Annotated in this window: 25 protein-coding genes and 1 pseudogene; 13 read left to right on the top strand and 13 right to left on the bottom strand. The window is 58.7% G+C overall.

Annotated features, from left to right (window positions below; genetic code table 11):
• Window positions 1–157: 157 nt before the first annotated feature.
• Window positions 158–613 (top strand): helix-turn-helix domain-containing protein, encoded by a 456-nt coding sequence (locus APH44_RS15290; protein WP_054893451.1) that lies wholly within the window; start codon window positions 158–160, stop codon window positions 611–613.
• A gap of 201 nt (window positions 614–814) precedes the next feature.
• On the opposite strand, the gene APH44_RS29770 is transcribed toward APH44_RS15290, so the two are convergent.
• The 7 genes and pseudogenes from APH44_RS29770 to APH44_RS30700 form a co-directional block, all read right to left on the bottom strand.
• On the bottom strand, window positions 815–1,327 hold the full coding sequence (locus APH44_RS29770) for a hypothetical protein (RefSeq protein ID WP_156343759.1): 513 nt from the start codon (window positions 1,325–1,327) through the stop codon (window positions 815–817).
• Window positions 1,317–2,345 carry a hypothetical protein gene (locus APH44_RS15295; protein ID WP_054893452.1) on the bottom strand — a complete coding sequence of 343 codons (1,029 nt, stop codon included), beginning with the start codon at window positions 2,343–2,345 and terminating at the stop codon, window positions 1,317–1,319. Before APH44_RS15295 ends, APH44_RS29770 begins: the two co-directional genes overlap by 11 nt.
• Window positions 2,346–2,380: 35 nt before the next feature.
• Window positions 2,381–3,235, bottom strand: coding sequence for a hypothetical protein (locus APH44_RS15300; protein ID WP_054893453.1), 855 nt, complete (start codon window positions 3,233–3,235; stop codon window positions 2,381–2,383).
• Between the two features lies 1 nt (window position 3,236).
• Window positions 3,237–4,142 (bottom strand): TniB family NTP-binding protein, encoded by a 906-nt coding sequence (locus APH44_RS15305; protein WP_256216422.1) that lies wholly within the window; start codon window positions 4,140–4,142, stop codon window positions 3,237–3,239.
• Window positions 4,143–4,324: 182 nt separating this feature from the next.
• Window positions 4,325–6,187, bottom strand: coding sequence for a Mu transposase C-terminal domain-containing protein (locus APH44_RS15310; protein ID WP_054893454.1), 1,863 nt, complete (start codon window positions 6,185–6,187; stop codon window positions 4,325–4,327).
• 1,378 nt (window positions 6,188–7,565) lie between these two features.
• Entirely contained in the window at window positions 7,566–8,549 is a 984-nt protein-coding gene (locus APH44_RS15315) for a hypothetical protein (RefSeq protein ID WP_054893455.1), read from the bottom strand.
• A gap of 465 nt (window positions 8,550–9,014) precedes the next feature.
• Window positions 9,015–9,248: pseudogene (locus APH44_RS30700) on the bottom strand (AraC family transcriptional regulator); the annotation flags it as partial.
• A 406-nt stretch (window positions 9,249–9,654) separates the two neighbouring features.
• Between APH44_RS30700 and APH44_RS15325 the strand changes: the two are divergent.
• The 5 genes from APH44_RS15325 (at window position 9,655) to APH44_RS15340 (ending at window position 13,829) form a co-directional block, all read left to right on the top strand.
• Complete coding sequence (locus APH44_RS15325; protein ID WP_054893457.1) at window positions 9,655–9,867, top strand: hypothetical protein; 213 nt, start codon at window positions 9,655–9,657, stop codon at window positions 9,865–9,867.
• A 48-nt stretch (window positions 9,868–9,915) separates the two neighbouring features.
• The gene (locus APH44_RS30400) at window positions 9,916–10,041 is read left to right on the top strand and encodes a hypothetical protein (protein ID WP_256216421.1); all 126 of its coding nucleotides are present in this window, start codon (window positions 9,916–9,918) and stop codon (window positions 10,039–10,041) included.
• Window positions 10,042–10,108: 67 nt separating this feature from the next.
• On the top strand, window positions 10,109–10,636 hold the full coding sequence (locus APH44_RS15330; RefSeq protein ID WP_054893458.1) for a (2Fe-2S)-binding protein: 528 nt from the start codon (window positions 10,109–10,111) through the stop codon (window positions 10,634–10,636).
• A complete protein-coding gene (locus APH44_RS15335) occupies window positions 10,633–11,634 on the top strand; it encodes a xanthine dehydrogenase family protein subunit M (RefSeq protein WP_054893459.1) in 1,002 nt (333 codons plus the stop codon). The genes APH44_RS15330 and APH44_RS15335 overlap by 4 nt, the downstream gene beginning before the upstream one ends.
• Window positions 11,631–13,829 (top strand): xanthine dehydrogenase family protein molybdopterin-binding subunit, encoded by a 2,199-nt coding sequence (locus APH44_RS15340; RefSeq protein WP_054893460.1) that lies wholly within the window; start codon window positions 11,631–11,633, stop codon window positions 13,827–13,829. The genes APH44_RS15335 and APH44_RS15340 overlap by 4 nt, the downstream gene beginning before the upstream one ends.
• 80 nt (window positions 13,830–13,909) lie before the next feature.
• Here APH44_RS15340 and APH44_RS15345 read toward each other — a convergent pair whose 3' ends face one another.
• Complete coding sequence (locus tag APH44_RS15345) at window positions 13,910–14,920, bottom strand: alginate lyase family protein (protein WP_054893461.1); 1,011 nt, start codon at window positions 14,918–14,920, stop codon at window positions 13,910–13,912.
• 313 nt (window positions 14,921–15,233) lie between these two features.
• Here APH44_RS15345 and APH44_RS15350 point away from each other — a divergent pair, with 313 nt between their 5' ends.
• Window positions 15,234–16,133: an SDR family oxidoreductase gene (locus APH44_RS15350; protein ID WP_054893462.1), complete on the top strand. Its 900-nt coding sequence runs from the start codon at window positions 15,234–15,236 to the stop codon at window positions 16,131–16,133.
• On the opposite strand, the gene APH44_RS15355 is transcribed toward APH44_RS15350, so the two are convergent.
• On the bottom strand, window positions 16,134–17,417 hold the full coding sequence (locus APH44_RS15355; RefSeq protein WP_082420883.1) for an MFS transporter: 1,284 nt from the start codon (window positions 17,415–17,417) through the stop codon (window positions 16,134–16,136).
• Window positions 17,418–17,484: 67 nt separating this feature from the next.
• Here APH44_RS15355 and APH44_RS15360 point away from each other — a divergent pair, with 67 nt between their 5' ends.
• Entirely contained in the window at window positions 17,485–17,898 is a 414-nt protein-coding gene (locus APH44_RS15360) for a helix-turn-helix domain-containing protein (protein ID WP_054893463.1), read from the top strand.
• Window positions 17,899–17,911: 13 nt separating this feature from the next.
• Here APH44_RS15360 and APH44_RS15365 read toward each other — a convergent pair whose 3' ends face one another.
• Window positions 17,912–18,418, bottom strand: coding sequence for a peroxiredoxin (locus APH44_RS15365; RefSeq protein ID WP_054893464.1), 507 nt, complete (start codon window positions 18,416–18,418; stop codon window positions 17,912–17,914).
• Window positions 18,419–18,624: 206 nt separating this feature from the next.
• Here APH44_RS15365 and APH44_RS15370 point away from each other — a divergent pair, with 206 nt between their 5' ends.
• Entirely contained in the window at window positions 18,625–19,995 is a 1,371-nt protein-coding gene (locus APH44_RS15370; protein ID WP_054893465.1) for a gluconate:H+ symporter, read from the top strand.
• A 48-nt stretch (window positions 19,996–20,043) separates the two neighbouring features.
• Here APH44_RS15370 and APH44_RS15375 read toward each other — a convergent pair whose 3' ends face one another.
• The 3 genes from APH44_RS15375 to APH44_RS15385 form a co-directional block, all read right to left on the bottom strand.
• Window positions 20,044–20,547: a hypothetical protein gene (locus tag APH44_RS15375; RefSeq protein ID WP_054893466.1), complete on the bottom strand. Its 504-nt coding sequence runs from the start codon at window positions 20,545–20,547 to the stop codon at window positions 20,044–20,046.
• Window positions 20,548–20,653: 106 nt separating this feature from the next.
• Entirely contained in the window at window positions 20,654–21,244 is a 591-nt protein-coding gene (locus APH44_RS15380; protein WP_054893467.1) for an HD family hydrolase, read from the bottom strand.
• A 3-nt stretch (window positions 21,245–21,247) separates the two neighbouring features.
• Complete coding sequence (locus tag APH44_RS15385) at window positions 21,248–21,847, bottom strand: TetR/AcrR family transcriptional regulator (RefSeq protein WP_054893476.1); 600 nt, start codon at window positions 21,845–21,847, stop codon at window positions 21,248–21,250.
• Window positions 21,848–22,090: 243 nt separating this feature from the next.
• On the opposite strand from APH44_RS15385, the gene efeU reads away from it, so the two are divergent.
• The 4 genes from efeU to efeO (APH44_RS15405) are packed head-to-tail and all read left to right on the top strand — an operon-like array spanning window position 22,091 to window position 26,303.
• The gene (efeU, locus tag APH44_RS15390) at window positions 22,091–22,933 is read left to right on the top strand and encodes an iron uptake transporter permease EfeU (RefSeq protein ID WP_054893468.1); all 843 of its coding nucleotides are present in this window, start codon (window positions 22,091–22,093) and stop codon (window positions 22,931–22,933) included.
• Window positions 22,934–22,935: 2 nt separating this feature from the next.
• A complete protein-coding gene (efeO, locus tag APH44_RS15395; protein ID WP_054893469.1) occupies window positions 22,936–24,144 on the top strand; it encodes an iron uptake system protein EfeO in 1,209 nt (402 codons plus the stop codon).
• 17 nt (window positions 24,145–24,161) lie between these two features.
• Window positions 24,162–25,460 carry an iron uptake transporter deferrochelatase/peroxidase subunit gene (gene efeB / locus APH44_RS15400; protein WP_054893470.1) on the top strand — a complete coding sequence of 433 codons (1,299 nt, stop codon included), beginning with the start codon at window positions 24,162–24,164 and terminating at the stop codon, window positions 25,458–25,460.
• Between the two features lie 30 nt (window positions 25,461–25,490).
• Window positions 25,491–26,303 (top strand): iron uptake system protein EfeO, encoded by an 813-nt coding sequence (gene efeO, locus APH44_RS15405; RefSeq protein WP_054893471.1) that lies wholly within the window; start codon window positions 25,491–25,493, stop codon window positions 26,301–26,303.
• The last annotated feature ends 394 nt before the right edge of the window (window positions 26,304–26,697 follow it).

The raw sequence follows: 26,697 nt of genomic DNA on the forward strand, positions 1-26,697 counted from the left end.
CGCCAGAGCGAAATTCGGTTTAAACGTATATTGATAGAAGCCGCCTACCAGAGGCGCTCCTTGGCAAACAGCATACTCTTGTCAATCGGCGTGACTATAGACACTTGCGTATGACAAGGCAAATTCAGCATATCGTTCCGTTTGAACGGGAACGGTTATGTCGCTTCGTAAAGCCTACGGCTCTGCCCTGAAATTCCTGCGCATGCACCGCGAGTCGACTCAGGACGCGTTGGGCCAGGCAGCCGATCGCTCTTACATCAGCCGGCTAGAAACCGGTGAGCGTTCGGTGACGATCGACGTTAGCCAGGACATTGCAAAAGCCCTCGGGGTAGACCCACTCTCTCTGTTGGTTCTGGCTTACGCCGCAGAGCGACGCCAGACGCCGAAGCAGGTCGTTTCTGATCTTCTGGACAACCTCACCATCAATAGTCTGCTGGACTGTGAAGTACCTTCCCTGCCCCTTAAGACCACCCACCCGATAACGACGGCATCTGAAGAGTTGCGGGTGCAAATTGGAGCACTCATAGCCCAAGGCCTCAGCCAGGCCGAAGTGGCTAGGCGGCTGGGTGTCTCTCGCCAGGCGGTTAGCAGCCATCTGAAGAAGATGGGCTAAGGGTGCTGGCCATACCCCAGCGCGACCGAGTCCTTCACCTTAGGGAGACGAACCAGAGGTTTTGTCACGCCGCCATGGTCGGCGGCAGTTTGCTGACTGACGGGAACTACAGCGCCACCACCTACATAGCAATCTGAGCTTTATTCCGTGAAAGCCGCCCGAGCATTGGTCAGCTTTGTAAGTCGCTGCTGTGCTATGGAATCAGATGTGAGGCGGCGCAGTAGGACGACTGGCAACAGAGTTGGCGTATTGAATAGCGCCCTCGATCCGTTGTAGCAATAGGGTGTTGGTAGTGGCTGTAGGCCTGTAGAAATGCGCGAGATGCAGGGCGTTCAGATCGTAGAAACCTTTCATGAGGCTTTTGGTCAGGTGTGACAGCTTCCCAGGAGGCAGCTTTCCAACAACACGCCAAGGACCGAGAACGTCATAATCGAACCGAGTAGGTCGCATCTTCGGGATGACCCAAGTCGCATTCGCCGCCAAGTTCACTTTGTCTGCCTGCCATAACCAGAAACGATTGGGGTGTCTCATATCGATCAATGCAGGTGCAAATTGACTTCCAACCGCTTCATCAGACCTGATAGTGTAAGTCAAGATCGTCCAAGAAACGACGTCCACCTGTAATACTACAACAAAATGATAGCGTGAATAGGTGCCAGGATTATGCACGGTGTAGCCAGGTACCCAGCAAAGCGTCGCGATTTTATTCATCATAGCTCATTCTATTCAATGCAGGGCTATCGAGGTCGGCAAGATTCAGGTATTGGGTTTGATAATTTTTGAGCTCTAGAGCCACTATCCTGAGAACGCTGGGATAACTATCCAACCTAGACCAAACTTGATCGACACGCCACGGGGCGAAATAACACTCTCGAGTAGTGGTGAAAGCTTGTTTACTGCTAATCCAGCCCAAAGCGATTGCACTGAAATACAGCGCGTGAATCCTAGCCAGGCAAGTACTTCTGTAGATTTCCAGGAAGAAATCAGCATGAATCCCAAGCCCCATATAAGGATTAGTCCCGCCCCAATTGTGGAATGCGACATTTGGATACGCATGGTGATAGGCAGGCATCATCATTGTCCGCATTAGAGTAATCATGAACATTTGCACCTTCAGTTCATCTCCTGACTTGCGTGCTCGCTTTACCAGCCTTTGAAAATGCTGTTGTGCTTTAAAGGCAAGGCTATGGGTCAACCTCCCAGCGCTACGCACATGATCCTGTGTTTCTTTGAATTTCGGGTCATCTAAGTAAGAGACCAGCGCTTGCACTGAGTAATCGTCGTGCTCTATAAAAAGCCTTGTTGAGTCATGAAGTGGGACACCGTGTAGCTCGCACATCGGCTTGGCGAGATAGCACCACTGCACTTTGCTAACCGGAATGCCTACATGCTGGAAAGATTCCATCAAGCATTCCGAGCAGAATGCTCGTCGAAACTGTATTGGTATGGAGAGTTGACTGAACGCCGGAAATCGCTTACTCAACCACTCGGGAGATATACCGAAGATCCTCATGAGTGGTTCAATAAACCTATTTTCAGACAATACGTCGCGGTCTGCAAACCCCTCTCCCCGAAGCCCTTGCTCATCTCGCTCCAGAATTTCGCCCTCCGGCGAACTGAATCGTTCATGAGATATGAGCGGTATAGTTGCGGTCGAATTGACCCTCCACATCCATGAGGAAAGAGTTTCGTCCGGAAAAGGTTGCGGGATGGAAAATTTCTTTGACTTCATGGTAGTGCTCCTAAGTGATTGATCAGTGCTAAGTTTTAGATGAACACACAGCATTCAACCGTGTGGCGAATTTGAGATACCCTTTCCTGCGCGATTGATAAGCATCGCTTACCGTCAGCTTTTCTTTCCTCCTCGCTGGCCCGTGGAATTAAATTTAGCAGCTCAGCGCAATACACAGACTCACACTCGAAGACGATACGGTCAATTGGCATGTCCGCCTCTGGAGCGCCAAGGCCTGCCATGCAGGAGGGATGAATATTAGTCCGATATTGTTGATTGCAGCGTTCGAAGAAGGAATTGATTACGTCCTGCGTACAGGACGCTGGTACAAGTCCGGAAACCGGGATGAGCGTTGTGGCTGTGCGCTTGATCGCGAAATAGTCCCTCATAAGTTTTTTACACCTGGTGGACATAATCACCGTAAAGTAGCCTGGAAAGCCAACCAGTTGATTGAGCTGATCGAAGGCTACCTCATGCATGTTGTTTTGATTGGTGATGATATCCAGATCATCAAAAATAATGATTTTTCGACCACCCTTCCGGAAAGCAATCAAACTATCCGGAACACGGTTGTGGTTACGAAATTCACTGAAAGGAAATATTGCATGAAGGACTTGGCCTATCATATTAAGCCGTTCCGAGTAAACACGCGGTGTTACAAGGATCACCTGACCATGATATTTCGATGCGAACGCCTCCAGGATTGAACTTATTCCTGCACCAGCCTGACCACTTAACATTACAAGTTTTGCCTCCTTTGCCTGCGCCAGAGCGTCAAGCGCGTTGTAAACCTCGTTACGTTCAGGCCAGTAGTACTGGAAGCCATGAAGGCCTTCCAGTACTGCACGGGCGATCTCACGTCGTTTACGGAGTGACAGATCACATTTCATCTCATGCGTAAGCCTCTTCTTCCTCAGATGGAGTCTCTGCGCCGCGCAGTGCATAATTGAAGTTCCCCATGATTTCCTCAATGTTATCAAGGTGACTATGGTTGATGTGCTCAGTACCATCAATAATGCTAGCCATCGCCGATGCCTGCAGGATTTTAACGACGTTATCGGTGATGCCTTGCCCTTTGTTCATGATTTTGAGAAACAACGCCTGGTCTTGGAAATTTGTTTTCTTTTTCAATGGCAGGTGGCGGATGTACGTTGACACGAAATTCCTGAACTCTGGGCCATTTTCCCAACCATTGAGAGCTACTACCGGATATCGACGTTCCAACTGAGGATCCTGCCGCAGCACGCGCGCAGCGGCCGGCACGCCGAAGGCAAACACCGAAAGTCCGTAAGTAGAACCAGACAAATTCTTCAACAAAGAAAGGTTGATACGCTGCTGGAGCTCGGTCAAAGTGAGGGCATCATGGATTTCGTCAATCACAATCGCACGGATATTTTCTATTCTGATTATGTATTGAAGTTCAGGGGTTATGTTATGTCCTTGCCGCGCCCTTCGACCGACCCCGAGCCCCAGCTCGCTTAGGATAAGATCCTTCAGTGAGTAGCCATTAGGGCTTTGGTGCATGGTTACAAAAATCATCTTGTTTGGATTGGTAGCATTTTTAGCTTTCATCTCGGTAATTAGCGCTGTCTTGCCTCCTCCTCCAGGGGCTGTCACAAGCATACTAGGTGCGTTAATTTTGTTACGCATCTTCATTGCCAATTCCATCCGCATGATGATTTTCTCAGCACTAGGATGATGCACCCAAAAATCGTCGGAGCATGTGATCAAGCGAACATCATCAGGCTGATTGAAGTGAATGCGAGAGGCAGGGTGTACGTGAGAGTAGTCAAACATTCAAAATCGCTCAAATATCGGCGCATGCCTCTCTGTATTATTAGGCGTATTATCTGAGTGTGTGCCCTACGGTTGCGATACCTGCTTCGTGGCCCTGAAAAATGCGACAGAAGCCACGTGCACTTGCACGCATCCCGATAGCAGATAGAGGATCATGCGCGCTTGTTTATTTGGTGGTTAGATTACGATTTGTTGCTATCGTAAAAGGTTGGAGGTTCGTCATAGTTGGCATCGTCCGAGTTCTTGAAGAAACTTCCGAAATCGAAGACATTGGATTTGCTTGATCCCTTTCTTAGGTTTTTGGGCTTGCCACTAGGCTGTCCTACATTATTACTACTCATGCCGAAGTGAGTACTGGCTTTACTATCATGGGCATTAGAGCTACCTGGTGCGTTGTCACCTCCCACTTTATGACCATGCAGGGCCGCCTGCTTCTTGTAGTCAGCCTTGCCCCTTTTGACTTTCCGTGTACGTTTTTCCTGGGTAGTTAGCTTGACCTCCACGTTTTTCTGCTTGGTTACCTCACCATACGATTGAGCCCCCTCTTTCGTCATGGTGCCATCCCGGTCTCCCTTCTGTTGGCGCTGCCAGCGATACATTTCATAATCGGAGCTCCTGTTAAAACTATTTCGTACACAACGAATTTTTTCAAAAAGCTCACCAAGCTTGACGTATATGAAGCTTAGGTCATAAGGATCATATTTAACCGTGAGTTTCTCCCGCACTAGCTCCTTCAGTGAGCGCCCATAGTAGAACCTGCGAAAGATCTCAATGCCACCGGGTACAACCTGCTTGTTTGAGACTTCGGGGTAAAATCGATACTTAAAGTCCTCATGGTCGGAAGCCTCCAGCACCCGGTTGTGTGGTTTTTTGGCATAATGCGCCTCCCATGCTTCTGCCGGAGGTTTCCCCAGTTCTGAGTGCTTGGTCTGGTGATAGGCATGTAAGGTGTAGACCAACATTCGACGCAGCCCGGTTAACCCAATCGCAGCCTTCTTATCGCTCTTCAAATGCTTACCTTGTTGGGCATTTGAGCCTGTAGTGCCTGGCAGCGCGTGCACTGTTCTAAGCATCAGCTTGCCAATCAGACTTTCAATGTGACCTCCTTGGTGCTTCGCGGGGATGTCCCGGTGCTCAACCCTGATGCCAAAATCCTTGGCATTGAGGACAAACACGTCTGAGATGAACTCCTTGGCATTGTCGGTATGGATGACTTCCGGCAGCCCATGGTAGGGAAGCAGGTGTTCCGGGAGTCCAAGGCCTTGCAGGAACGCCGCCTTGGGCAAAACGCAACTCTCCATAAGCATTGCCACCGAGACAGCGCTCGGTGGAAGCAGTGACACGTAGAACCCCAGTACCACGCGAGTATGCAAATCCACGGCGAGGCTTATGTAGGGCCGCCCGAGAACTGTCTTTCGGTCGTCCTCATCCACCACCATCAGGTCTACAACCGTGTGGTCGATTTGCACCCACTCTAGCGGCCTTGTAGTGACCTTGTAGCCTGGCTTGGCCCCATACCTTTGCTTGTTCTGGTCTGCTTGATGAGTTAACTGGTGCAGTAGGGACTCATTCTTAGCCTTGATCCACGTCGCAACGGTGTGGTAACTGGGCCTAAGCATTCTTCGGTTATCAGCTTGCGTTTGGCAGTGCTTCCATACCCCTGCCACGGTCTTGTACGCAGGGTAATGCTCCTCAAACATTTCCTTGATCAGCTTAAGCGTTTCTGGATGGGTGACCGCGAGCCCTGGCTTTCGCCCGGACTGATCACACACCAACGCCCTGTAGCTTTTAGCGCCCTTCATACGGTTGAGCAGCTTGTAAAAGCGAGACTTCTTGACTTGCAAGATCTCCATTGCCACCTCAGCGCTAATCTTGCCGGCGAGGTAGTCCGCGAGAACGTCAAACCGAGTGACCGCCTGCTGATGTCGCGCGATCTCGCCCACTTCACTGCCTGCGGTTAAGGCCGCTTCCATGCGGGCTGGGTGAGGGTTGTTGCTGTGTGTCTGTACTCCAGCATACTTTTCGTCTGAGTTAAGCTCATTCATTACTTAATTCCCTGATTTGTGGTCAGACGTAAAGCCTTATTGCATGAGCTATTACAGCATCACTACCCATTCATTACCTCGTGCGGTGAGAATGCAATTGCCGCATGCAGGGATCTTGAACAAGCCAGCCCTAGGCTAACCTTCACGACGACCACTTTCGATTTGTTAAAGAGCGGGTTGTATCTGCCCAGCAACTGAGCGGGGCGCAGTAAACCCAAATAGAATTCGATGGTCAAGAGTGCCGGCCGGCCATGTCAATATATAAATAAATAACTCTTTTGCCTCGCACTTTAAATCAGCGTAAAACCCTGAAGGCCGCGGCCTGCGGGGCCTTTAGGAATTTTCAATAATTTTTGCAGCTCACTAGCTTTCAAGCCTTTAAGTCAATATTGACTTCCAGTTATAACTTCCAGTTAGCGACGCGCCCGCAAATCACAATCGTGATATTCCAAAATCTTCTAGATTTTTCGTGAGATTCTTAGGTTTTAAGCTTTCGAACGCTGCTCGTGGATTGCGAAAGTATTTAGAGATAAATTGGCAAAACAATTATAGTTATATTGTCAGTTAGTCATGGACGGGACGGGCGATGACCTGCTTATTATTGCCAATATTGCATTGAAGGCTTTATGTGCTGATGGCAGTCGATTACATCGCTGATAGAAATCGAATACTTCTTCAATGGGGGATAGATACGGGCGTGTTCGAGTAAAAGCTGCTAGGGAGCATGAGGGCTGCGACGAGGTTGCGGTTTCTAGAGGTTGTGGTCGGGCGTTGTCGATGGATGCGGGGTCATTAGCCCAAGATTGCGGACAGGACGGATTGCTCACGCGCTCACGGTCGTAGCCATGCTAGAAACGACTCCCCTACCATCATGCTGAGTGCCACCGCCTCCCTGCAAAGAGGAAGCTTGTTGCTGGTTGTAGCGCTTTGGCTGGTGGTAGCGCTTTTTTGCTGGTGGTAACGCTTTGAAAATTTAGCCAGTAAACGGAGCGCTCGGCAGCCCAATCAGCCCCCCATTATCCTGACAATTAGCCACGCTCAGATCACGGGTCTGGCTGTTCAGTTAATCATGCAGCCCTTCCCCGTTCAGCCTTGCTACCACCGCGGAGCGCTTTCCAGTTGCCAGTGCCCCTCATCTGCTCGACCTACAGCGCGGCAGTCAAGGGCAGCCAGGATGATAGCGGCGTGTTTTCTAGCGTTTATTCACTCCGGTAGCCATGCCCATCGGAATCTGGGGCTCGTAATAGTACTAGCGTAGGTAGATGTCTCAACGATTCGTTGATGTCTCGACTGAACGTGCGTTGCGCAGCAATGCACCTGCTCTTACTTCCCTTCACTAGCCTTGATATGAACACTTACGTTCCTTGAATAACCTTGATCAGCCTTGAAAAGCCTTGATATGAACAGGCCGGACTTTCTCACCGCTACATTGCTGTCTGACCATCTCGACCATTGCCTCGGCTTGCTGAAGCTCCAGCGCCCACCACCGCGACGTTTTGCCAGTTTTAGGGCGATACCTAAGTCTGTACAGCCCTACAAGATTGGCATTCTCGATGTGCTTCATAGCGATGCCCAGCGCATCATGAGTTTGTGCCTCGAAGGCATACCCCTTTCCACCTGTATCCTCCAGCCACTGTATGAGGTCATACATGGCATCGCCGGTTCCATGCGGGCCTACTGGATAGATCAGCTCAGCATCGGGGCTCTGCGACTCAGCCATGTACAATGAGAGCTCAATCAGCCCCAAATCCACCAAAGGGGTAAGCACCATCCAAGCGCCACGGTTACCGCGTTCGTCCTCACGATTCGCGTAGTCAGCAAACAGCCCAGTCGCAGCCGCCCGGCGTGTCTCATTGCGAAATCCATACAGAGTGAATAATCCCACGGGGCAGATGGTGCTTCTCTCAAAGTGCGCCCAGACCAGAGATCGGGGCAGCCCTCCATCGTTATCCAGGTCATGGACGCCATACAGCTCGATTAGCTTCTGCAAAAGCTCAATGTTTCCAGCTTCCCGGAGCTTTGTTACTGGCGGGATTTCTGCGCCGGCGCCGTCGATGAGCTCGTTTGGGAGCCAGAGCAGCTCAGCATCGTCTGTAGGCTTGTGCAGTTTGTCCCTAGGTCTCTTTCCAACCTGAAGAACCTCGACGAGCTTTGCTTCAATCAGTGACTCAATGGCCACCTGGGCTCTACGACGAGCCATACCTGTACGGGTGAAAATTGACAGCGCGCTCCAAGAAGTTGTCGCATTGTCCCTACCGGAGCCGCGGGCCATTACAAGAAGAGCTACGGCGCTGTTGATGCCTAGAGAGCAGGCATGAACAAATTCCTTGGCACCGATGGCGAAGAAGTTTCCTTGAGCCACGTGTTTATCCTATTTCCGTTTAAGAAAGCCATTCCCTGAGATGGGCGCTTGCGCATGACCATCTCAGATGTATTCGCACGCTCTGATGCGGATTCCAGCTTGATGATAGCAAAGGAAATCAGGCGTTACGTGGACATCCCGCCCTATCCATCGGTGATATTTTCGGTTATCTGGATGGTAGGGGGCCAGCGATTCTGAGCAGCGTCAGCGTTGACACTGAGAGGTGGCGCAGGGTCTGGCAATGCGCTTTGAACGTGCCAGAGGTTTACTCATATATTGATAAAAAATCGTTTGAATCAACTGGTGGAAAATCACGAATCTGAAAAAAACAATGACTGGAAAATCACGATTTATTTCGTTTCTTCAGTGGACAAACCATGAAGCATTCCACTCATTTGTCGAATGGCTGTGTTTGGATCAGGGAATACGGGGGGGGGGGGGTTCCACTCAAATCGCGATTGGCGCAGCCGGTGCCACCTCGTTCACCGAACATCGTCCTCCCAGCAACCCGGCGGCACGCTCGATCCGTACCCGCTGCAGGTACCCATATACGCTACTGTCATGCAGCTGGCGAAAGCCTTCCTTCAACTTGCGGGTATTGAGCTCCACACACTGCTCCAGCGGCTCGATGGTCCAGTCATGCTCCGGCCGCGTTTCAAGTAGCCTGCGCGCCCGATCCACACGCTCCAGGTCACGGCCTTGCCGCTCGGCCGTACCACCTGCGGCGCGGGAAACTGCGCCACCCGCGCCACCCGCGCCGCCTGGTCCGACGCCCGCCGTGCTATCGAACAGCGCGCTCGGGTCGGCGTCTGTGCCGCGCTCGGGATGAGTAAAACCGCGCGGCAACGCAATCATCTTGGTTGTCGATATCTATGAGGCAGATTAGCCGTTTCAATAATCAACTTGATCGATAGTTTGAATTGTCGAACATCGTTTCCCGACAATGCTCAACTTCGCCATGCTTGGCCCCACGCGCAACATCTGGAGCTGCCAGCATGGCCACCGCCCTTCTCACCTCGTTCAAGCAAGGCGCCTACGCCGCGATCCTTGGCTACATCCTGTTCATGCTCGCGCTCACGGCCATCAATGCCCAGGGGTTGCTGTCATGACTCGAGCAAGATTCTGGGTCATTGCCTTCTTCGTACTGATCAACAATGGTTGCTCGCTGCTAGGTTTCGCCGATCGTTCGGTCGGTGGCGTGGCCAGGAGCATCGAGTCACGCTCGGAAATCGCCAGTGCGAGCGCGTTGCGCTGGGCGCAGAAGGCCACTGCTGGCGACTCGCCGCCGGATGTGAAGCGGGTGTTGGCATTCGTCTAGGGGTTGCGCTGCTACTGCGATTGTTCATGCAGCGAGCTCGGTGTTCGCATGGCTACCTCCGGCCCAGGCGCCTTGCACCTGCTCACCAGCCTCTACGATGCCCGCATGGACCATGCAGACGGTGCTGCCTGGCAAGAAGTGACCGCCACCTCGGCGACCCGGCTGAACGTTTAGTCAGCCGTGCCTGTCGCACGACAGAGACGCAGCACACTGCGCGTACCCTGACCGTGAGGACCTCACCATGAGCGCGATCTCTTCCAATGGGGCTGATACGCACCCCATCTGCCTGACCCTCAATGGTCAGTCCCGAACACTGCAGGTGCATCCTTGGGTCACCTTGCTCGACTTGCTGCGTGAGCAGTTGGACCTGGTCGGTACCAAGAAAGGTTGTGACCATGGCCAGTGCGGCGCCTGCACGGTGCTGCGTGATGGCAAGCGCGTCAATGCCTGCCTGACCTTGGCCATCATGTGCGACGGCGCCGACCTGGTGACCATCGAAGGACTGGCCAGCGGCGATGTCCTGCACCCCATGCAGCGCGCCTTCATTACCCACGATGCGTTCCAGTGTGGTTACTGCACCCCGGGGCAGATCTGCTCGGCAGTCGGGTTGGCTCATGAGGGCCGTGCCGACAACCGGGAGGCCATTCGCGAGCAGATGAGCGGCAATCTTTGCCGCTGTGGTGCCTATGGCAACATCGTCGCGGCGGTGGAAGAAGCCCTGCCGTTGATGAGGGATGGGATCGAGCCACAACGAGGGCAGAATCCATGACACCCTTCAGCTACCACAAGCCAAACTCGGTCAGCGAAGCGGTAAACCTGGCTGACGCCTGCTCGCACTTCATCGCGGGTGGTACCAACCTCGTCGACCTGATGAAGGAAAACGTGGTTCGCCCCACGCGCCTGATCGACATCTCCGGACTCGGGCTGAACGATATCCACCCTACTCCCGGCGGCGGCGTGCTGATCGGTGCACGGGTGAGCAATGCCGACCTGGCCTGGCACCCCATGATCGAGCAGCATTATCCACTGTTGTCCGACGCGATCCTGGCTGGGGCATCGCCGCAGTTGAGGAATATGGCCAGTACCGGTGGCAACTTGCTGCAACGTACCCGCTGCTACTACTTCTACGACACCGGCACCCCCTGCAACAAGCGCGAACCGGGCAGCGGATGCCCTGCCCGTACGGGCATGAACCGCATGCATGCCATTCTCGGCGCCAGCGATGCCTGTGTCGCGACCCATCCCTCGGACATGTGCGTGGCATTGGCAGCGCTCGAAGCCGTGGTGCACGTACAGGGGCCGTCCGGTGAACGGCAGATACCCTTCGCGGATTTCCATCGCCTCCCCGAGGACACCCCCGAGCGCGACAATCAACTGGCATTCGATGAACTGGTGACAGGCATCGAACTGCCGCCCCCAATGTTCGAACACCATTACCGTTATCTGAAAATACGCGACCGCGCCTCCTACGCGTTCGCGCTGGTATCAGTCGCTGCAGCCTTGAACTTCGATGGCGAAGTGATCCAACAGGCGCGCCTGACGTTGGGCGGCGTTGCCCACAAGCCTTGGCGAGACCTGGCTGTCGAACGCATGTTGGTCGGCCAGGTGCCTTCAGAAGCACTCTTCACCCGCGCCGCGCAAACGTTGCTGCAAGGTGCACAACCCCTGAGCCACAACGGTTTCAAAGTAACGCTCGCTCAGCGAGCAATCGTGCGTGCCTTGGATGACGCGGCGCGCGGCGCCGCTAACGGGGGAGCACGACCATGATCAAAAGCACACCAGTAGTCGGCACGCCAATGGACCGGGTGGACGGCGTGGCAAAGGTCACCGGGCAGGCCCGCTATGCGGGCGAATACCCCGAGGCCGGCCTGCTACACGGCAGCGTCGTGTCCAGTACCATCGCCCGCGGTCGGGTACTCGCCATCGATAGTACGCAGGCCTTGCGCGTATCCGGGGTAATCGCCGTGCTCGACCATGGCCATCGTCCGCATATATCGAGTTATGACGACGACTACAGCGATGCCGACTCTGCCGAGGGCTCGCCGTTTCGGCCCTTGTTCAATGATCGAGTGCTCTACAGCGGGCAACCGGTAGCGCTGGTGGTTGCTCAAACCCTCGAACTGGCCCGGTATGCAGGCTCGCTGCTCAAGATCGACTATGCCGACGAGGCTCACCAGACAGACCTGGGCGCATGCCAGCAGTCGCATCCGGCACCCGCCGAAACGCCGGCGCCACGTGGCGACTTCCCCGGGCAGTTTGCCGGTGCGCCGGTGCAGGTGGATGCGACCTACCTGACGGCCAACGAGCACCACAACCCGATGGAGCCCCATGCGTCGACCGTGCACTACAAGGCCGACGGCACGCTGGAAATCCACGACAAGACCCAAGGCACGCAGAACTGCCAGGACTACCTGCACAAGGTGTTCGGCCTGCCCAAGGCCAATATTCGTGTGCGCGCGGCGTTCGTCGGCGGAGCCTTCGGCTCGGGCTTGCGCCCGCAGTACCAGTTGCCGCTGGCAGTGATGGCGGCGTTGCACCTGAAGCGCTCGGTGCGCGTGACCCTGACCCGCCAGCAGATGTTCACCTTTGGCTACCGGCCCCGCACCGAGCAACGCTTGCGCCTGGGGGCAGACGCAAACGGGCGCTTGCTGGCAATCGCTCACGATGCGCTTGGCCAGACCTCCCGCTTCGAGGACTTCACCGAGCACCTGGTGGAATGGAGCGGCATGCTTTACCAGTGCGACAACGTCGCGCTCAGCTATCGCTTGGCCTCGCTCGATGTGTACACCCCGCTGGACATGCGGGCACCTGGGGCCGGGTCCGGGATGATTGCGCTGGAATGCGCCATGGATGAGCTCGCTTGTACAGCGAAGATCGACCCGGTAGAGCTGCGCCGGCGCAATTTCGCCGCCAACAATGGCAACGAGGGCAAGCCCTACTCCAGCAAGGAATTGCTGGCCTGCTACCAGCAAGGTGCCGAACGTTTTGGCTGGCATGAGCGCACCCCCCAACCGCGCAGCATGCGCAATGGCAACCAATTGATCGGCTGGGGGATGGCCGGTGGCGTCTGGGAAGCCATGCAGATGAAGGCCAGCGCCAAGGCGCGCATCGATGCCAAGGGCCACCTCACCGTCAGCAGTGCCACCACCGATATCGGGACCGGCACCTATACCGTCATGACACAGATCGCGGCCGATGCTGCCGGCACCAGGGTGGAGGACGTCACCTTCGTGCTGGGGGACTCTTCACTGCCCACCGCACCGCTTCAGGGCGGATCGTTCACGGTGTCGTCGGTGGGCTCGGCCGTGCGCCAGGCCTGCCAGGTTCTGCGCACCAAGGTGCTGGAACATGCGCGCAACAGGTATCCCCAGGTGGCCAGCACCCCCTCGGAGCAGATCGTTTTCGCCAATGGCTACTTGCACGCTGGTAGCCAGCGTTGGGCCTTGGCGGACATCGTGGCGAGCGCCCCCGACGGTGAGTTCGAGGTGCAGATCGACGCCGAGCCCGGCGCCCGACGCCAACCGTTCTCCACCGCCACGCATTCGGCGGTATTCGTGGAAGTCCACGTCGACGAAGACCTCGGCACGATCAAGGTGGTACGTGTGGTCAGCGCCGTGGCGGCTGGGCGCGTGGTCAACCCGAAAACCGCGCGCAGTCAGATCCTCGGAGGCGTGGTATGGGGGGTGGGCATGGCTTTGCATGAAGCAGCGCTGACCGACCATCGGTTGGGCCGCATCGTCAATCACAACCTGGCGGAGTACCACATCCCGGTGAACGCAGACATCGAGGATATCGACGTGATCTTCGTTGAAGAGCACGACGAGATTGTCAATGAGCTCGGGTCCAAGGGCGTGGGCGAAATTGGCGTCGTCGGGGTGGCCGCTGCGGTGGCCAACGCGGTCTACCATGCCACGGGCAAGCGTGTGAGGGAGTTTCCCATCACGCTCGATAAAGTGCTCTGATCGGGTGGGGCCAAGTCCCCACCCGCCTTGCGCTGTCGGCAGCGCGCTCGGTCTCTTGCTTGATCGCTTCGATCTTGAATTCAGCGTAATCCGCGACTGGCCATCAACGTAAGGTCCCCACCCAGTCGCGGCTCACGAAATGGGCCGGCAGCATGCATCATGTCGAACAATTCGGGATGGCGCGTGCGCAGACGGTAGAACTCCACCCAACCACTGGACCCTCTGGGTTTTGCTTGCGCTTGCTTGACCCCAGTCTCTCGTTTGAACCCGCTTGGGTTCGCATAACCCTCAGCCACTCGGTCGGCAAGCCGCTCAATGGCCCGGCCGTTGTAGGCGTACCAATCCTCGCCCTGGATTCGTGCCAACTCGGCCATGAGCACCAACGGCGCGATGGCATAGTCGTGATAATGCAATGCTAAGCGCTTGCGGGCCATTTCCATGGGCAGGCTGCCGTCCGGTTGAATGGCATTGATGCCGGTGCGATAGATCCCCTTCGCTTTTTGCAACAGATCAGGGTCATGGGTTGCCACGGCCGTCGCCATTACACCGATGCCGGTCCAGTAGTAATGATTGTTGCGCTTGTGCTTCGGGTTTTCCCAATAGGCCAGATTGAGCGCCGTTAACCTTCGCAGCCAATTGGTTATGACCCTGCGTTGCTCGACCGTCGCAAGCGCCTCTGTCTTCAAGTAAGCCAGCGCAGCGGTGCCGTGAGTCCATTGCCGGGTGTAGTCGGGCTGGTCGTTGTTCGTATGTACCATGTCCCCAAGCATCGCGCCTGCGCTCGCCCAAGCATTCAGCCAGGCCAATGCGCAGCGCCCTGCCCCTTGATCGTTTTTGCCCAGGTAGTCGTCGGTCATGGCCGTCAACCGGTCAGAGAAGTCATGAAAGGGTTTGAGCTCTGCCTCGCTCTCGGCCTTGAGGCGCGGATCGACCTCGGAATGCGCGGCATCGGTGTAGTAGCCGATGCCGCCGATTGAAGTCTCGGCGGGTGGCGGTGCGTTGCATGCGAACTCCTGCGCCAACGCCATCGAGGATGCCCCCGACAGCAGGCCTGAAGACAGCAGATACATCAAAGCCAAGCGATTGATCATGCTGCGCGCACCCAGATTGACAAGGGAATGTCGAGTCGTATTGGTGAACAAGGCTCTGCTGCTTCGGCAGCGGCGTCAATGCTGCTGCACATTAAACTTTCAGCCCCCACGCGCGCGAATTTACCCCCTTTTGTCACTGACGATAACTGTTCACGTAGATGGAATTCTAATAACGAATTCTCGGTGATTATTCATGCCCATGCATCCCGTACTGTAGGGTTCATATCCCACTCGGTAGCGCGGTGCATACCCACGACAGCGCGATGAGATCCGGATAGCTCCTCCCTTTCTTGTCTCCCAGGAGTGACATGACATGCCCCAGATCATCCTCGTTACCGGCGCGTCATCTGGCTTCGGCCTTATGACCGCCAAGGCCCTGGCCCACGCCGGTCATACCGTTTACGCCTCGATGCGCGAAACCCAGGGCCGTAATGCACCGCGAGTGCTGGAGCTCGCCCAATGGTCGAGGGATAACGCTTCGGACCTGCGCACCGTCGAGCTGGACGTGCAATCGGATGCGTCCTCCGTGGCGGCCATCGCACACATCATGAAAGACGCCGGGCGCCTCGATGTGCTCGTGCACAATGCCGGCCATATGGTGTTCGGTCCGGCGGAGGCGTTCACGCCGGAACAACTGATGCAGCAATACGACGTCAATGTGCTGGGCACGCAACGGGTGAACCGCGCTGCCCTGCCCCACCTGCGCAAGCAGGGCAAGGGGTTGCTGGTCTGGGTCGGGTCCTCGTCCACGCGCGGCGGCACACCACCGTTCCTGGCGCCCTACTTCGCGGCGAAAGCTGCGATGGATGCATTGGCCGTGGCCTATTCGACCGAGCTGACGCGTTGGGGCATCGAGACCACCATCATGGTGCCAGGCGCGTTCACCAAAGGGACCAACCACTTCGCCCATTCGGGCAAGCCGGCCGACACCGCCATTGCCGCTGAATATGAGAACGGCCCCTATGCCGATGTGCCGGGCAAGGTGCTAGACGGGTTGAAGCATCTGGAGCCTGACGACGCCGACCCTGCTGAAGTGGCGCGCGAGATCGTGCGGGTGGTTGGCCTGCCTTTGGGCAAGCGCCCGTTCCGTGTGCACGTCGATCCGTCCCAGGATGGCGCAGAAGTGGTCAACGCCGTGGCTGATCGGGTTCGCCGCGAGATGTACTACGCCATCGATCTGCAGGATCTGCTGTCGCCGGCAGTGATTGGCTAGTTACCCGTTGTGATTGCCCGTTTGCGCGACAGAAGACGCATAGGGGCCGCGCTTGCGCTGATCCAGCAGCGCAAGCGCGACGGCAAGCACACACAGACCCGCTGCCGACAGGAAGGTGATGGAGAAGGCTGTGCCAATGACCTGCGCCGAACTGTCGGCCAGGCCATGAGTTCCGAGCAGGCAGGCAAACAACAGCGGCAGAGCGGCGGCGCCGGTCATCAAGCCCAGGTTGCGCGACAGACCGAGCAGCCCTGACAGCAGGCCCCGGTATTCCTCCGTGGCATTGGCCATCACGGCGGTGTTGTTGGCTGCGAGGAACAGTTGGAATCCCGGTGTGACCAACACCAAAGCCAGTACATAGCCTGCAACGCCGATAAGCCTGGGCAGCACGGCGAAACACACCAGGCCTGCGCTGGCGACCAGCAGGCCGCCGAGCAGGGTTCGACGGGTTCCGAACCGGTCAACCACGCGCCCGGCGGGAACACCTGAGACTGCCGCGCCGATCGGCCCGGCAGCCATCACCACCCCCATCTGCGCATCGCTAAGCCCCAAGCCGAACGAAAGGAAAAACGGGCCCACCACAAGCGTGGACATCATCACCGCGCCTGCCAGGATGTTCATTGCCAGCGACGTGGCGACCCCCGGCCTGCGTAGTACGGCCAGCGGTATCAGCGGACGGGTTGAGGACCGCGTAATGCGTGCACTGGGGGCTTTGGTCCGGGGTATGCCGGTCAATGTCAGCACCAGCATGCTGGCGCCGCACAGCAACAACAGAACGAATGCAGCACGCCAACCGAAGGCGCCAATCAACACGCCGCCCAGGGAGGGCCCCAGCGCTGTGCCGATGGCTGACATCGTTCCGAGCAGGCCCATTGCCGTACCCAGGCGTTCCTTGGCCACCAGGCCCTTGGCGATGGACAGCGGCAGCGCCATCAGCACCGCCGCGCCCAGCCCCTGGACTGCCCGCGCAACAATCAGCCAATCCAGCCCTGGGGCCAGGGCACAGGCACCGGAGGCCAAGGTGAACACCGCCAGGCCGATGAGCAGTACGCGGCGACTGCCATACAGATCGCCCATCCGCCCCGCCACGATGATGGCTGCCGTCAAAGCCAGCAAGTAGGCCAGCACGACCCATTGCACCTGCTGCACGCTGACCGAAAACACCCGCGCCAGGCTCGCGAGCGCTACCGTGGCGATGCTGACCCCGAGCGAGGCCAGCAGGATCGAGCCTGCCAGCGCGGCCAGTACAGGCTTGTTCATCTTTGTAACTGGTTCATCGTTCATGGTTGACTTCTTGTTGATCGAAAGGCGATGGCCTACGATGCAACTTCAAGTCAACTTGAAGTCAAGCATGAAAATCGTCGATATCGGAGAGCTGGCGAAAAGCAGCGGTGTGACGACCTCTGCCCTGCGCTACTACGAGGAAGTCGGGCTGATCCAGTCCGTTGGCCGCAGTGGGCTGCGTCGCCAGTACAGCGAAGACACCCTGCTGCAACTTGCCCTGATTTCGCTGGGCAAGGCCGCCGGCTTTTCGCTGGAGGAGATCAAGGGCATGTTCGGCAAGGACCGCAAGCCGGACCTGCCCCGCCCGGCTCTGCACCAGCGCGCCGATGAGCTCGACCGCCAGGTCCGCAGGATGACAGCGCTCAGCAGCTTGCTGCGACACGTCGCCGAATGCCCGGCGCCGTCGCACCTGGTCTGCCCGAAGTTTCGCAAGTTGCTGCGTATGGCCTGCCCTGAGGGCCTGCCATATGAAAAAGGCTGAACGCTACCTGGCCCTATAACTGTTGAACCCACTTCAACATGCTCTGCGCATCGCTGACCTCGAACTTGCCGGGCGCCTCGACCGCGAGGTGCCTGACCACGCCATCTTCGACCAGCATCGCGTAACGCTGGGAACGATGGCCCATGCCGCGAGCCGACAGATCCTGGCTCAAGCCCAGGGCCTTGGCGAACTCACCATTGCCGTCGCCGATCATCTTCACCGCATCACCCACTTGCAGGCTGCTACCCCAGGCATTCATGACGAAGGCATCGTTGACGGAAACGCAGAGGATTTCGTCGATACCCGCCGCGGAAAACGCGTCGGCCGCAGCGACATAGCCGGGGACGTGACGTTCGGAACAGGTAGGTGTGAAGGCGCCAGGCAAGGCGAAAATCACCAGTTTGCGCTGCTGGCAGCGCTCGCGGATGGAAAAGGCGTTCGGGCCGATCGCGCAGGCGCCCTCCCCGTTGCTGTAGGCGTACAGCGTGATATCAGGCAGTGAATCGCCGGTCTTGATCATGACTCTCTCCTAGGGTGGGTGGGCTGCGCGTGGCGCGCGGCGGCCAGTTTTAGCAGGTTTGCGAGGACGATGCAGGGTTACGCGGTTTCTGAAAAAACTTTCATGTCTTGCAACCCTGAAAAACGGGATCAGCTAGTCGTCTATATGAATCCATCCGGTATATTCCTTCAAGAGACGTAACAAGACATTACAAGAAGGGGTTTCCGTTGGATATTTCACATGCCGCGTGGCTTGCCCACGACACCCGCCTGGTGCTCTGTTGCCTGGCGGCCATCACCACCATCATCGTGTTGATCAGCGTCACCAAGTTGCCACCCTTCCTTTCGATCCTGATCGGTACCTTCGTGGCCGGCCTGGGCGCTGCCCTGCCGCCAGAGGAGGTGGCCAAGGCGTTCGGCAAAGGCGCTGGCAGTCTGCTGGGCGAGGCCGGGATCATCATTGCCCTGGGCGCGATGCTCGGCGCACTGATGGCCGAGTCCGGGGCCGCTGATCGTATTGCCTCGACGCTGTTACGCCATGCCCGGGGCAAGGCGCTGCCCTGGGTGATGGCGCTGGTGGCGATGGTCATTGGCTTGCCGCTGTTCTTCGAAGTCGGCCTGGTGCTGATGGTGCCGGTGATCTTCGTCATCGCCCGTCAGTCTGGGCAGCCGCTGCTCAAGGTGGCGATCCCGGCGCTCGCCGGGATGACCACCCTGCACGCGTTGATGCCTCCCCACCCTGGGCCGCTGATCGCAGTCAGCGCCCTGCATGCAGACCTGGGGATGACCATGTTGCTGGGTCTGTGCATCGCCGTGCCGGCGGTGATCCTCGCCGGCCCGCTGTATGGCATCTGGCTGTCGAAACGCCTGGATGTGCAGGAACCCGCGGAACTGGGAGCGCTGTTCACCGCCAAGGTCGAGACCCGGCGCAAGCCAAGCTTTGCCGTATCGCTGCTGATCATCCTGCTGCCAGTGCTGCTGATGCTGGGCAGTACGCTGGCCAAGGTCGCCATGGCGCCGCAAAGCACCCTGGCGCTGACCCTCAAGTTTCTCGGTGAGCCGCTGATTGCCCTTGGGCTGGCGGTGATCGCTGCGGTGATCTGCCTGGGCTGGTCGATCGGTATGGCCCGTGACCAGGTCGGCAGCGTACTGCGCAAGAGCCTGGCGCCGATCGCCGTGCTGTTGTTGACCATCGGAGCCGGTGGTGGGCTGAAACAGACCCTGCTCGAAGCCGGGATCAGCGACACGATCAGCAAGGTGGCCAGTGGCGCGCACCTGTCGTACGTGCTGTTGGCCTGGCTGATCGCGGTGGCGCTGCGCCAGGCGACAGGCTCGGCCACCGTTGCGACCACCACCACTGCCGGTATTCTCGCGCCATTGATGGCGGGCCTGGCGACCACCCAGAGTTCGCTGGTGGCACTGGCCATCGGTGCCGGCTCGGTGTTCTTCTGCCATGTCAACGATGCCGGGTTCTGGATGGTCCGCGAGTACTTCGGGTTGCAACTCAAGCAGACGATCTGGGTGTGGTCGGTGCTGCAGACCATCGTCTCGGTGGTTGGGCTGGTCGGCACCCTGCTGCTGTGGCAATGGTTCCAGTAAGCGGCTAGTGACAGCGCAGCCACAGTGGCTGCGCTGTCGCCTCGGCGATCAGAGCGCTGGTGCCCTGCGGCGCTGCAACCTGATCCAGCAGGCCTGTACCGCTGCGCCTACCACGAAAATCCCCAACCATCCGGCCAACGCGCCGCGCACCAGCGGCGACTCGGGGCCGTCCGCCAATGGCTGGCCGCTTGGCAGTCGCGTCAGGGTTTCGTTGATCCCTGGTACCAGCAGCAGGAAGAAGCTGAATGCGAATGCCAGCTGCGCCAGGTAGGGCCGCGCACGCCCCAGCAGGCTGAGCTTGGGGATGACCAGCGCCGCTCCGACCACCAGCAACGCGAGGATGCCGAGCGCATGCCCGACGTTGAATCCGCCGGTACTGGAAAGGCCAAACGCCGTCAGTACCGACACCAGCATCCCGAACAGGTAGCCGCGTGCAACTGGCGCCCGGGGCTCGATCTGATGATGACGCGCATAGCTGTAAAGCCCGGCGACGAAGGTCGCCACGCTGACGGCGGTATGGATGGCGCCAAGGGTGGATACAGGGTGTGGCATGGCTGTGACTCCGTCTTTATGAATGGACTACTACCGACTAGTAGGTAGGCATATAGCTGCAAAAAAAACCGCTGCGCCTGCACAGCGGCTTTTCACCGTGAAAACCTCAGGGTTGTCCATCACCCGCGAAATGCCGCGCGATCCAGCGCTCGCAGAGCGCCCAGAGCTCGGGTGCGCCGCGCTGGATGACCGGCCCGTAGCGCTCGATGACCTGCTGGCGCGAAACACCGCTTTCGGACCAGGTGCCACCGCCGGTGAAGATGTTGATCAGCAGTGGCTGAAAACGGTCCAGCGCCTTGGCGAAACGCGCATCTGCGGTCTCGGCCTGCTCGAACTCCTGCCACAGTTCCAGCATCTGCGTGGCCTGTGGTTGCGGCAGCAGGCCAAACAGCCGCTGGGCGGCCTCGGCTTCCTGCTCGGCCTGCAACTGGCTGGACGAGCCTCCATGAATGGGGTAGTCACCGACGTCGATCTCCACGATATCGTGCAACAGCAGCATGCGGATGACCCGGTCGCTGTTCACTGCCCCGCTGGCATGCTCATTGAGGATCAACGCATACATGGCCAGGTGCCAGGAGTGTTCGGCGGAGTTTTCCTTGCGGCTCTGGTCCAGCAACGGTGATTGGCGACGCACGCTTTTCAACTGGTCGATCTGGCGCAGGAATTCCAGTTGCTGTTCCAGTGGGCTTGGCAGCATGGCTCAGGCTCCGGGGGGCGGAATCGGTGTGACAAGCCTGTCGATCAGCGGCTGCGTGATGAGCCCGAACACGCCAGGCTCGCCATAGGCGCGGGCAGACAACATCGCGCCATGCACGGCAGCCATGAAACGTTCAGCCTCAGCCTGAGGGGTATCGGACAGGGTCAGGCTGCCCACCTGCGCGCCGCGCTCGAGCACTGTGGTAATCCAGGCCGAGAGGCTGCGGAAATGCGCCCTCACCTCAGTGGCGACTTCGGCAGGCAATACCGGTATCTGAGTGGCGAGCAAGGCACACACGCAATAGCCCTTGCTGGCCTCGCCGACGCATTCCAGCCAATAGCCTACATAGGCCTTGAGCTGGTCGACGGGGGCGGGAAAGTAACGCCCCAGGGCAGCCATGCCGGCTTTGGCCTCTTCGCGGTATTGCGCGACCAGAACGCGCACCAGCTCCGCCTTGGTGGGGAAATGGTGATGGATGCTGGCTTTGCGTATCCCGACGCTCTCGGCGATGTCGGCGTAGCTGAAGCTGTTGTACCCGCCCGTGATGATCAGGGTGCGAGCGCACTGGAGAATATCGGAGTAGGTCGTGGATTGAGTGCTCATGAACGGCACCCTACCTCCTGGTAGGGACATGGTCAACCGCCGTGAGTGTTCTTTCATTCAGCCCGGTAATCACAGCAGAGCACATTTGTACTCCGCCGTTGCAAAGCCCATTTTCCCGGGGCTGGCCAGGGTGGAAATGGCAGAAGTTAAAATATTATTCACATGCGCTAATGATTCTCATTGAAGTAGATTTCCCGGCGACCTCGACCTGGGGTCGATGCCTTCAGCCATCCCGGGAGAATCATGCTAGTTCCCTTCCTCATCATGCTCCGCGAGGGCATCGAAGCCGCGCTGATTGTCGGCATCATCGCCAGCTACCTGCGCCAGACCGGCCGTGGCCAGTGGATGCCGGCCGTGTGGATCGGCGTGTTTCTCGCCGCAGCCCTTTCCCTCTTCGTCGGCGCCGGCCTTGAGCTGATGAGCAGCGAGTTCCCGCAGAAACAGCAGGAACTCTTCGAAGCGCTGGTCGGGCTGGTCGCGGTGGTGATCCTCAGCTCCATGGTGCTGTGGATGCGCAAAGTGGCACGTTCGATCAAGCACGCGTTGCACGTCTCGCTTGATGCCGCGCTCGCGGGTTCGAAGCACCAGGCCTGGGCGCTGATCGCCATGGTGTTCTTCGCCGTCGCTCGCGAGGGCCTGGAGACGGTGTTCTTCCTGTTGGCGGTGTTCCAGCAGAGCGAGGGCCCGACAGCACCGCTGGGCGCCCTGCTTGGGCTGGTGGTGGCGATCCTGGTCGGGTTGGCGCTGTACTCCGGCAGCCTGCGCCTGAACCTGGCGCAGTTCTTCCGCTGGACAGGCCTGTTCATCCTCGTGGTGGCGGCGGGCATCCTCGCCAACTCGGTGCAGGCGCTGCACGAGGCCGGGGTCTGGAATGCGCTGCAGGGGGTGGTCTTCGATATCAGCCACAGCCTGCCGATGGATGGCCCGACCGGATCGGTGCTGGCGGGGATGTTCGGTTACCAGGACACCCCGACCGTGAGCACCCTCGGGGCCTACCTGCTCTATCTGGTCGGTGCGCTGGTGCTGTTCTTCTGGCCGGCACCGGCCAAGCCTTCCTCTTCCCACGTTGCACAGAAACAAGGGTAAGCATGACCAGTCACGAGACCGGCGCCGCCGGCAAGCCCCCCTCCCCCCGTGTACTGCGCCTGGCGGTTGCCGGCAGTGCCCTGTTGATGGTCGGTGCGGGCCTGGTGTTCTTCTATGCCTCGCACCAGGCCCAGGCCAGGCGTGCGGCCAACGCCGGACATGAAACGCTGATCACCATCCGCGATCACGCCTGCGAGCCGAACGACCTGAGCGTCCCGGCCGGGCCGAACAGTTTCCGCATCGTCAACCAGTCGCAACGCGCCGTCGAGTGGGAGATTCTCGATGGCGTGCTGGTGATCGAGGAGCGCGAGAACATCGCGCCGGGCTTGTCACAGGTGATCAACGCCACACTGCAGCCGGGACGCTACGCGATCACCTGCGGCTTGCTCAGCAACCCCCGTGGCAGCTTGACCGTCACCCCGACCGCCGCCTCCGAAGCGGCTGCCAAGGCGCGCCCCGCACTGACTGCCTTTATCGGGCCGCTGTCCGAATACCGCGTCTACCTGGCCAGTCAGGGCAGCGCCCTGGTGCGGGCAGGCCAAGCGCTCAAGGATGCGATCCAGGCCGGCGACCTGCAGCAGGCGCAAGCTGCCTATGGCGCAGCGCGGGTGATCTACCAGCGCATCGCCCCGGCCAGCCAGCGTCTGGCTGAACTGGACAACCGGATCAATGCTCGCGCCGATTACTTCGAACAGCGTGAGCAGGACCCGGCGTTCACGGGCTTGCATCGCATCGAGTACGGCCTGTTCCAACAGCGCACCACCGCAGGGTTGGCGCCGGTGGCAGAGACGCTGCTGCTCGACCTGGGCGAACTCAAGACGCAACTGCTTGCCCAGTCCATCGCGCCGCAGCAATTCACCGAGGCGGTGGTGCGCAGCCTGCACAACCTTGCACAGATCCGCAGCAGTGGCGAAGAGGAACGCTACAGCCACCTCGACCTGCCGGGTTTTGCCGCCAACCTCGAAGGTGTGTGCAAAGTGATCGATCTGTTGCGCCCCTTGCTGGCCAGGAACGGCTCTGAGCCGTTGGCGACAATCGATAGCGCCATGACTCGCTTCGAGCAGCACCTGCAGGCCCTGCGCGGCGCCGAGGGCTACCTGCCCTACGACCAGGTGCCGCAGGCGCAGAAACAGCAGATCGCAGCCGATGCCGACGCACTGGCCAACGCGATCGCGGCCATCGATCAGGCCCTGGGCTTGGCCGACCAGTAAAGACAAGTGAGCCTCAGATGACAGACCGCGATACCCGTAACGCCCCGCAATCCCAAGAGCGCCGCCGCCTGCTGGCAGGCCTTGGTGTGGCAGGCGTCGCCATGGCCACCGGCAACGCGCTGGCTGCTCCCTCACCGGCCAAGGTCACCGAAGCCCCGCACAGCGACCGCACGCAAGAGCGCAACGCCTGGATCGGCGAACATCAACCGGGGGTGGTGACGCCGCGTCCTACCGCCGGGATGTTCGTCGCCTTCGATGTCCTGGCGCAGGACAAGCAGGATCTCGAGCGCCTGTTCCGCACGCTGGACCAGCGCATTCGCTTCCTGATGGCCGGCGGCCCGGTCCCCCAGGTCGACCCGAAGCTTCCGCCAGCGGACTCGGGCATCCTCGGCCCGGTCGTCACGCCGGACAACCTGACCATCACGGTGTCGGTCGGCGAATCGCTGTTCGACGAGCGATTCGGCCTCACCGGCGCCAAGCCCAAGCGCCTGAGCCGCATGCTCGGCTTCCCCAACGACGCGCTGGAGGCCGAGCGCTGCCATGGCGACCTGGGGTTGCAGTTCTGCTCCAACGCGCCGGACACCAACATCCACGCTCTGCGCGACATCATCAAGAACCTGCCTGACCTGCTCTACGTACGCTGGAAACAGGAAGGCTCGGTGCCGCCGCAGGCACCTCGCAAGGCGGCGGAGCCCGAGCAGAGTGCCCGCAACTTCCTCGGTTTTCGTGACGGCTCGGCCAACCCCGACTCCAGCGACGCGGCACTGATGAACCAGCTGGTCTGGGTACAGCATGGCGACGAACCTGCCTGGGCGGTCGATGGCACCTACCAGGTGGTGCGGATCATCCGCAATCTGGTCGAGCGCTGGGACCGCACGCCATTGCAGGAGCAGGAGTCGATCTTCGGCCGCAAGAAAGCCAGCGGCGCGCCCATGGACGGCCAGCGCGAAACCGACGTACCTGATTACACCAAGGACCCGGAAGGCAAGCTGACCCGTCTGGAGGCCCATATTCGCCTGGCCAATCCGCGCACTGCGGCCAGCCAGCCCAACCTGGTCCTGCGCCGGCCTTTCAACTACTCCAGCGGCGTGAACAAGAACGGGCAACTGGATATGGGGCTGCTGTTCATCTGCTATCAGGCCGACCTGGAAAAGGGCTTCATCACCGTCCAGAACCGCCTCAACGGCGAGCCGCTGGAGGAATACATCAAGCCGGTCGGGGGCGGGTACTTCTTCGCCCTCCCCGGCGTAAAGAACGATCACGACTTCGTCGGTCGTTCGCTGCTCGACGCTGCCACCCCCATAAAAACCGCATGACACGACACAGAAACGGATCAGGACATCGCCATGAACAAGACCCGCCTCGCCCTGTTGCTCACGCTTGCCCCGCTGTTCGCCAATGCTGCGGTTGACCCGCTGACCCTGGTGCAGCCGGTATCGGACTACAAGATCTATGTCACCGAGAAGGTCGATCAGCTAGTGAGCGACACCGAGCAGTTCACCAATGCTGTGAAGAAGGGAGACCTGGCCAAGGCCAAGGCGCTGTATGCCACGACCCGGGTCAACTATGAGGCCGTCGAGCCGATCGCCGAGCTGTTCAGCGACCTGGACGCGGCCATCGACTCGCGGGTGGACGATCACGAAAAAGGTGTCGAGGCCGATGACTTCACCGGCTTCCATCGCCTGGAGTACGCGCTGTTCGACAAGAACACCACCGACGGCCAAGGCCCGATTGCCGACAAGCTGATCGCTGACGTGAAAGACCTGCAGGGCCGTATTGCCACCCTGACCTTCCCGCCAGAGAAAGTCGTCGGCGGTGCGGCAGCGTTGCTCGAAGAAGTGGCCGCGACCAAGGTTTCGGGTGAGGAGGATCGCTACAGTCACACCGACCTGTACGACTTCCAGGGCAACATCGACGGGGCACAGAAGATCTTCGAGCTGTTCCGCACCCACCTGGAATCCCAGGACAAGGCGTTCGTCGCCAAGGTCGACAAGAACTTCGCCACCGTCAACAAGCTGCTGGCCAAGTACAAGACCCAGGACGGCGGGTTCCAGTCCTACGACAAGGTGGCAGAGCGTGATCGCAAGGCCATGGTCGGGCCGGTCAACACCCTGGCCGAAGACTTGTCGACCTTGCGCGGGAAGTTGGGTTTGAACTGATCTTCAATAACAGTGTTGTTCTGTTCGCAGGCACGCCCGCGAACAGAACAACACCCTCACCTCCACCCTAACTACCGCGCGAATGAAATATATTTAAAACTCCCCACGGCCAGCCCCTTTTCTAAACTTTGTTTCATCGAAAACCCGGCCAATCTCCCCTTCTATTCATCGTCCCCCAGGCATAAAGCGTGGAGAATGGCGCGCCGCTCGCCATGTCCGCTCCCGGACCTGCGCCGCAACGAGTGGCGGCCGGCGCTGCGCTGCATGGCTGCGCCACTTTCAGCTTTGAACGGATAGGCGCTGCGCTAAACAGAGATTGTCTATCCGGGCAAGTTCTCAAGGCGAATAAGTCAGTCCCAACGAATGTCGCGAACCTACTGATGACTTTAAGTTC

This window comes from Pseudomonas sp. NBRC 111143 (genome assembly GCF_001320965.1).
In the GTDB taxonomy this organism is placed as follows: Bacteria; Pseudomonadota; Gammaproteobacteria; order Pseudomonadales; family Pseudomonadaceae; genus Aquipseudomonas; species Aquipseudomonas machongensis.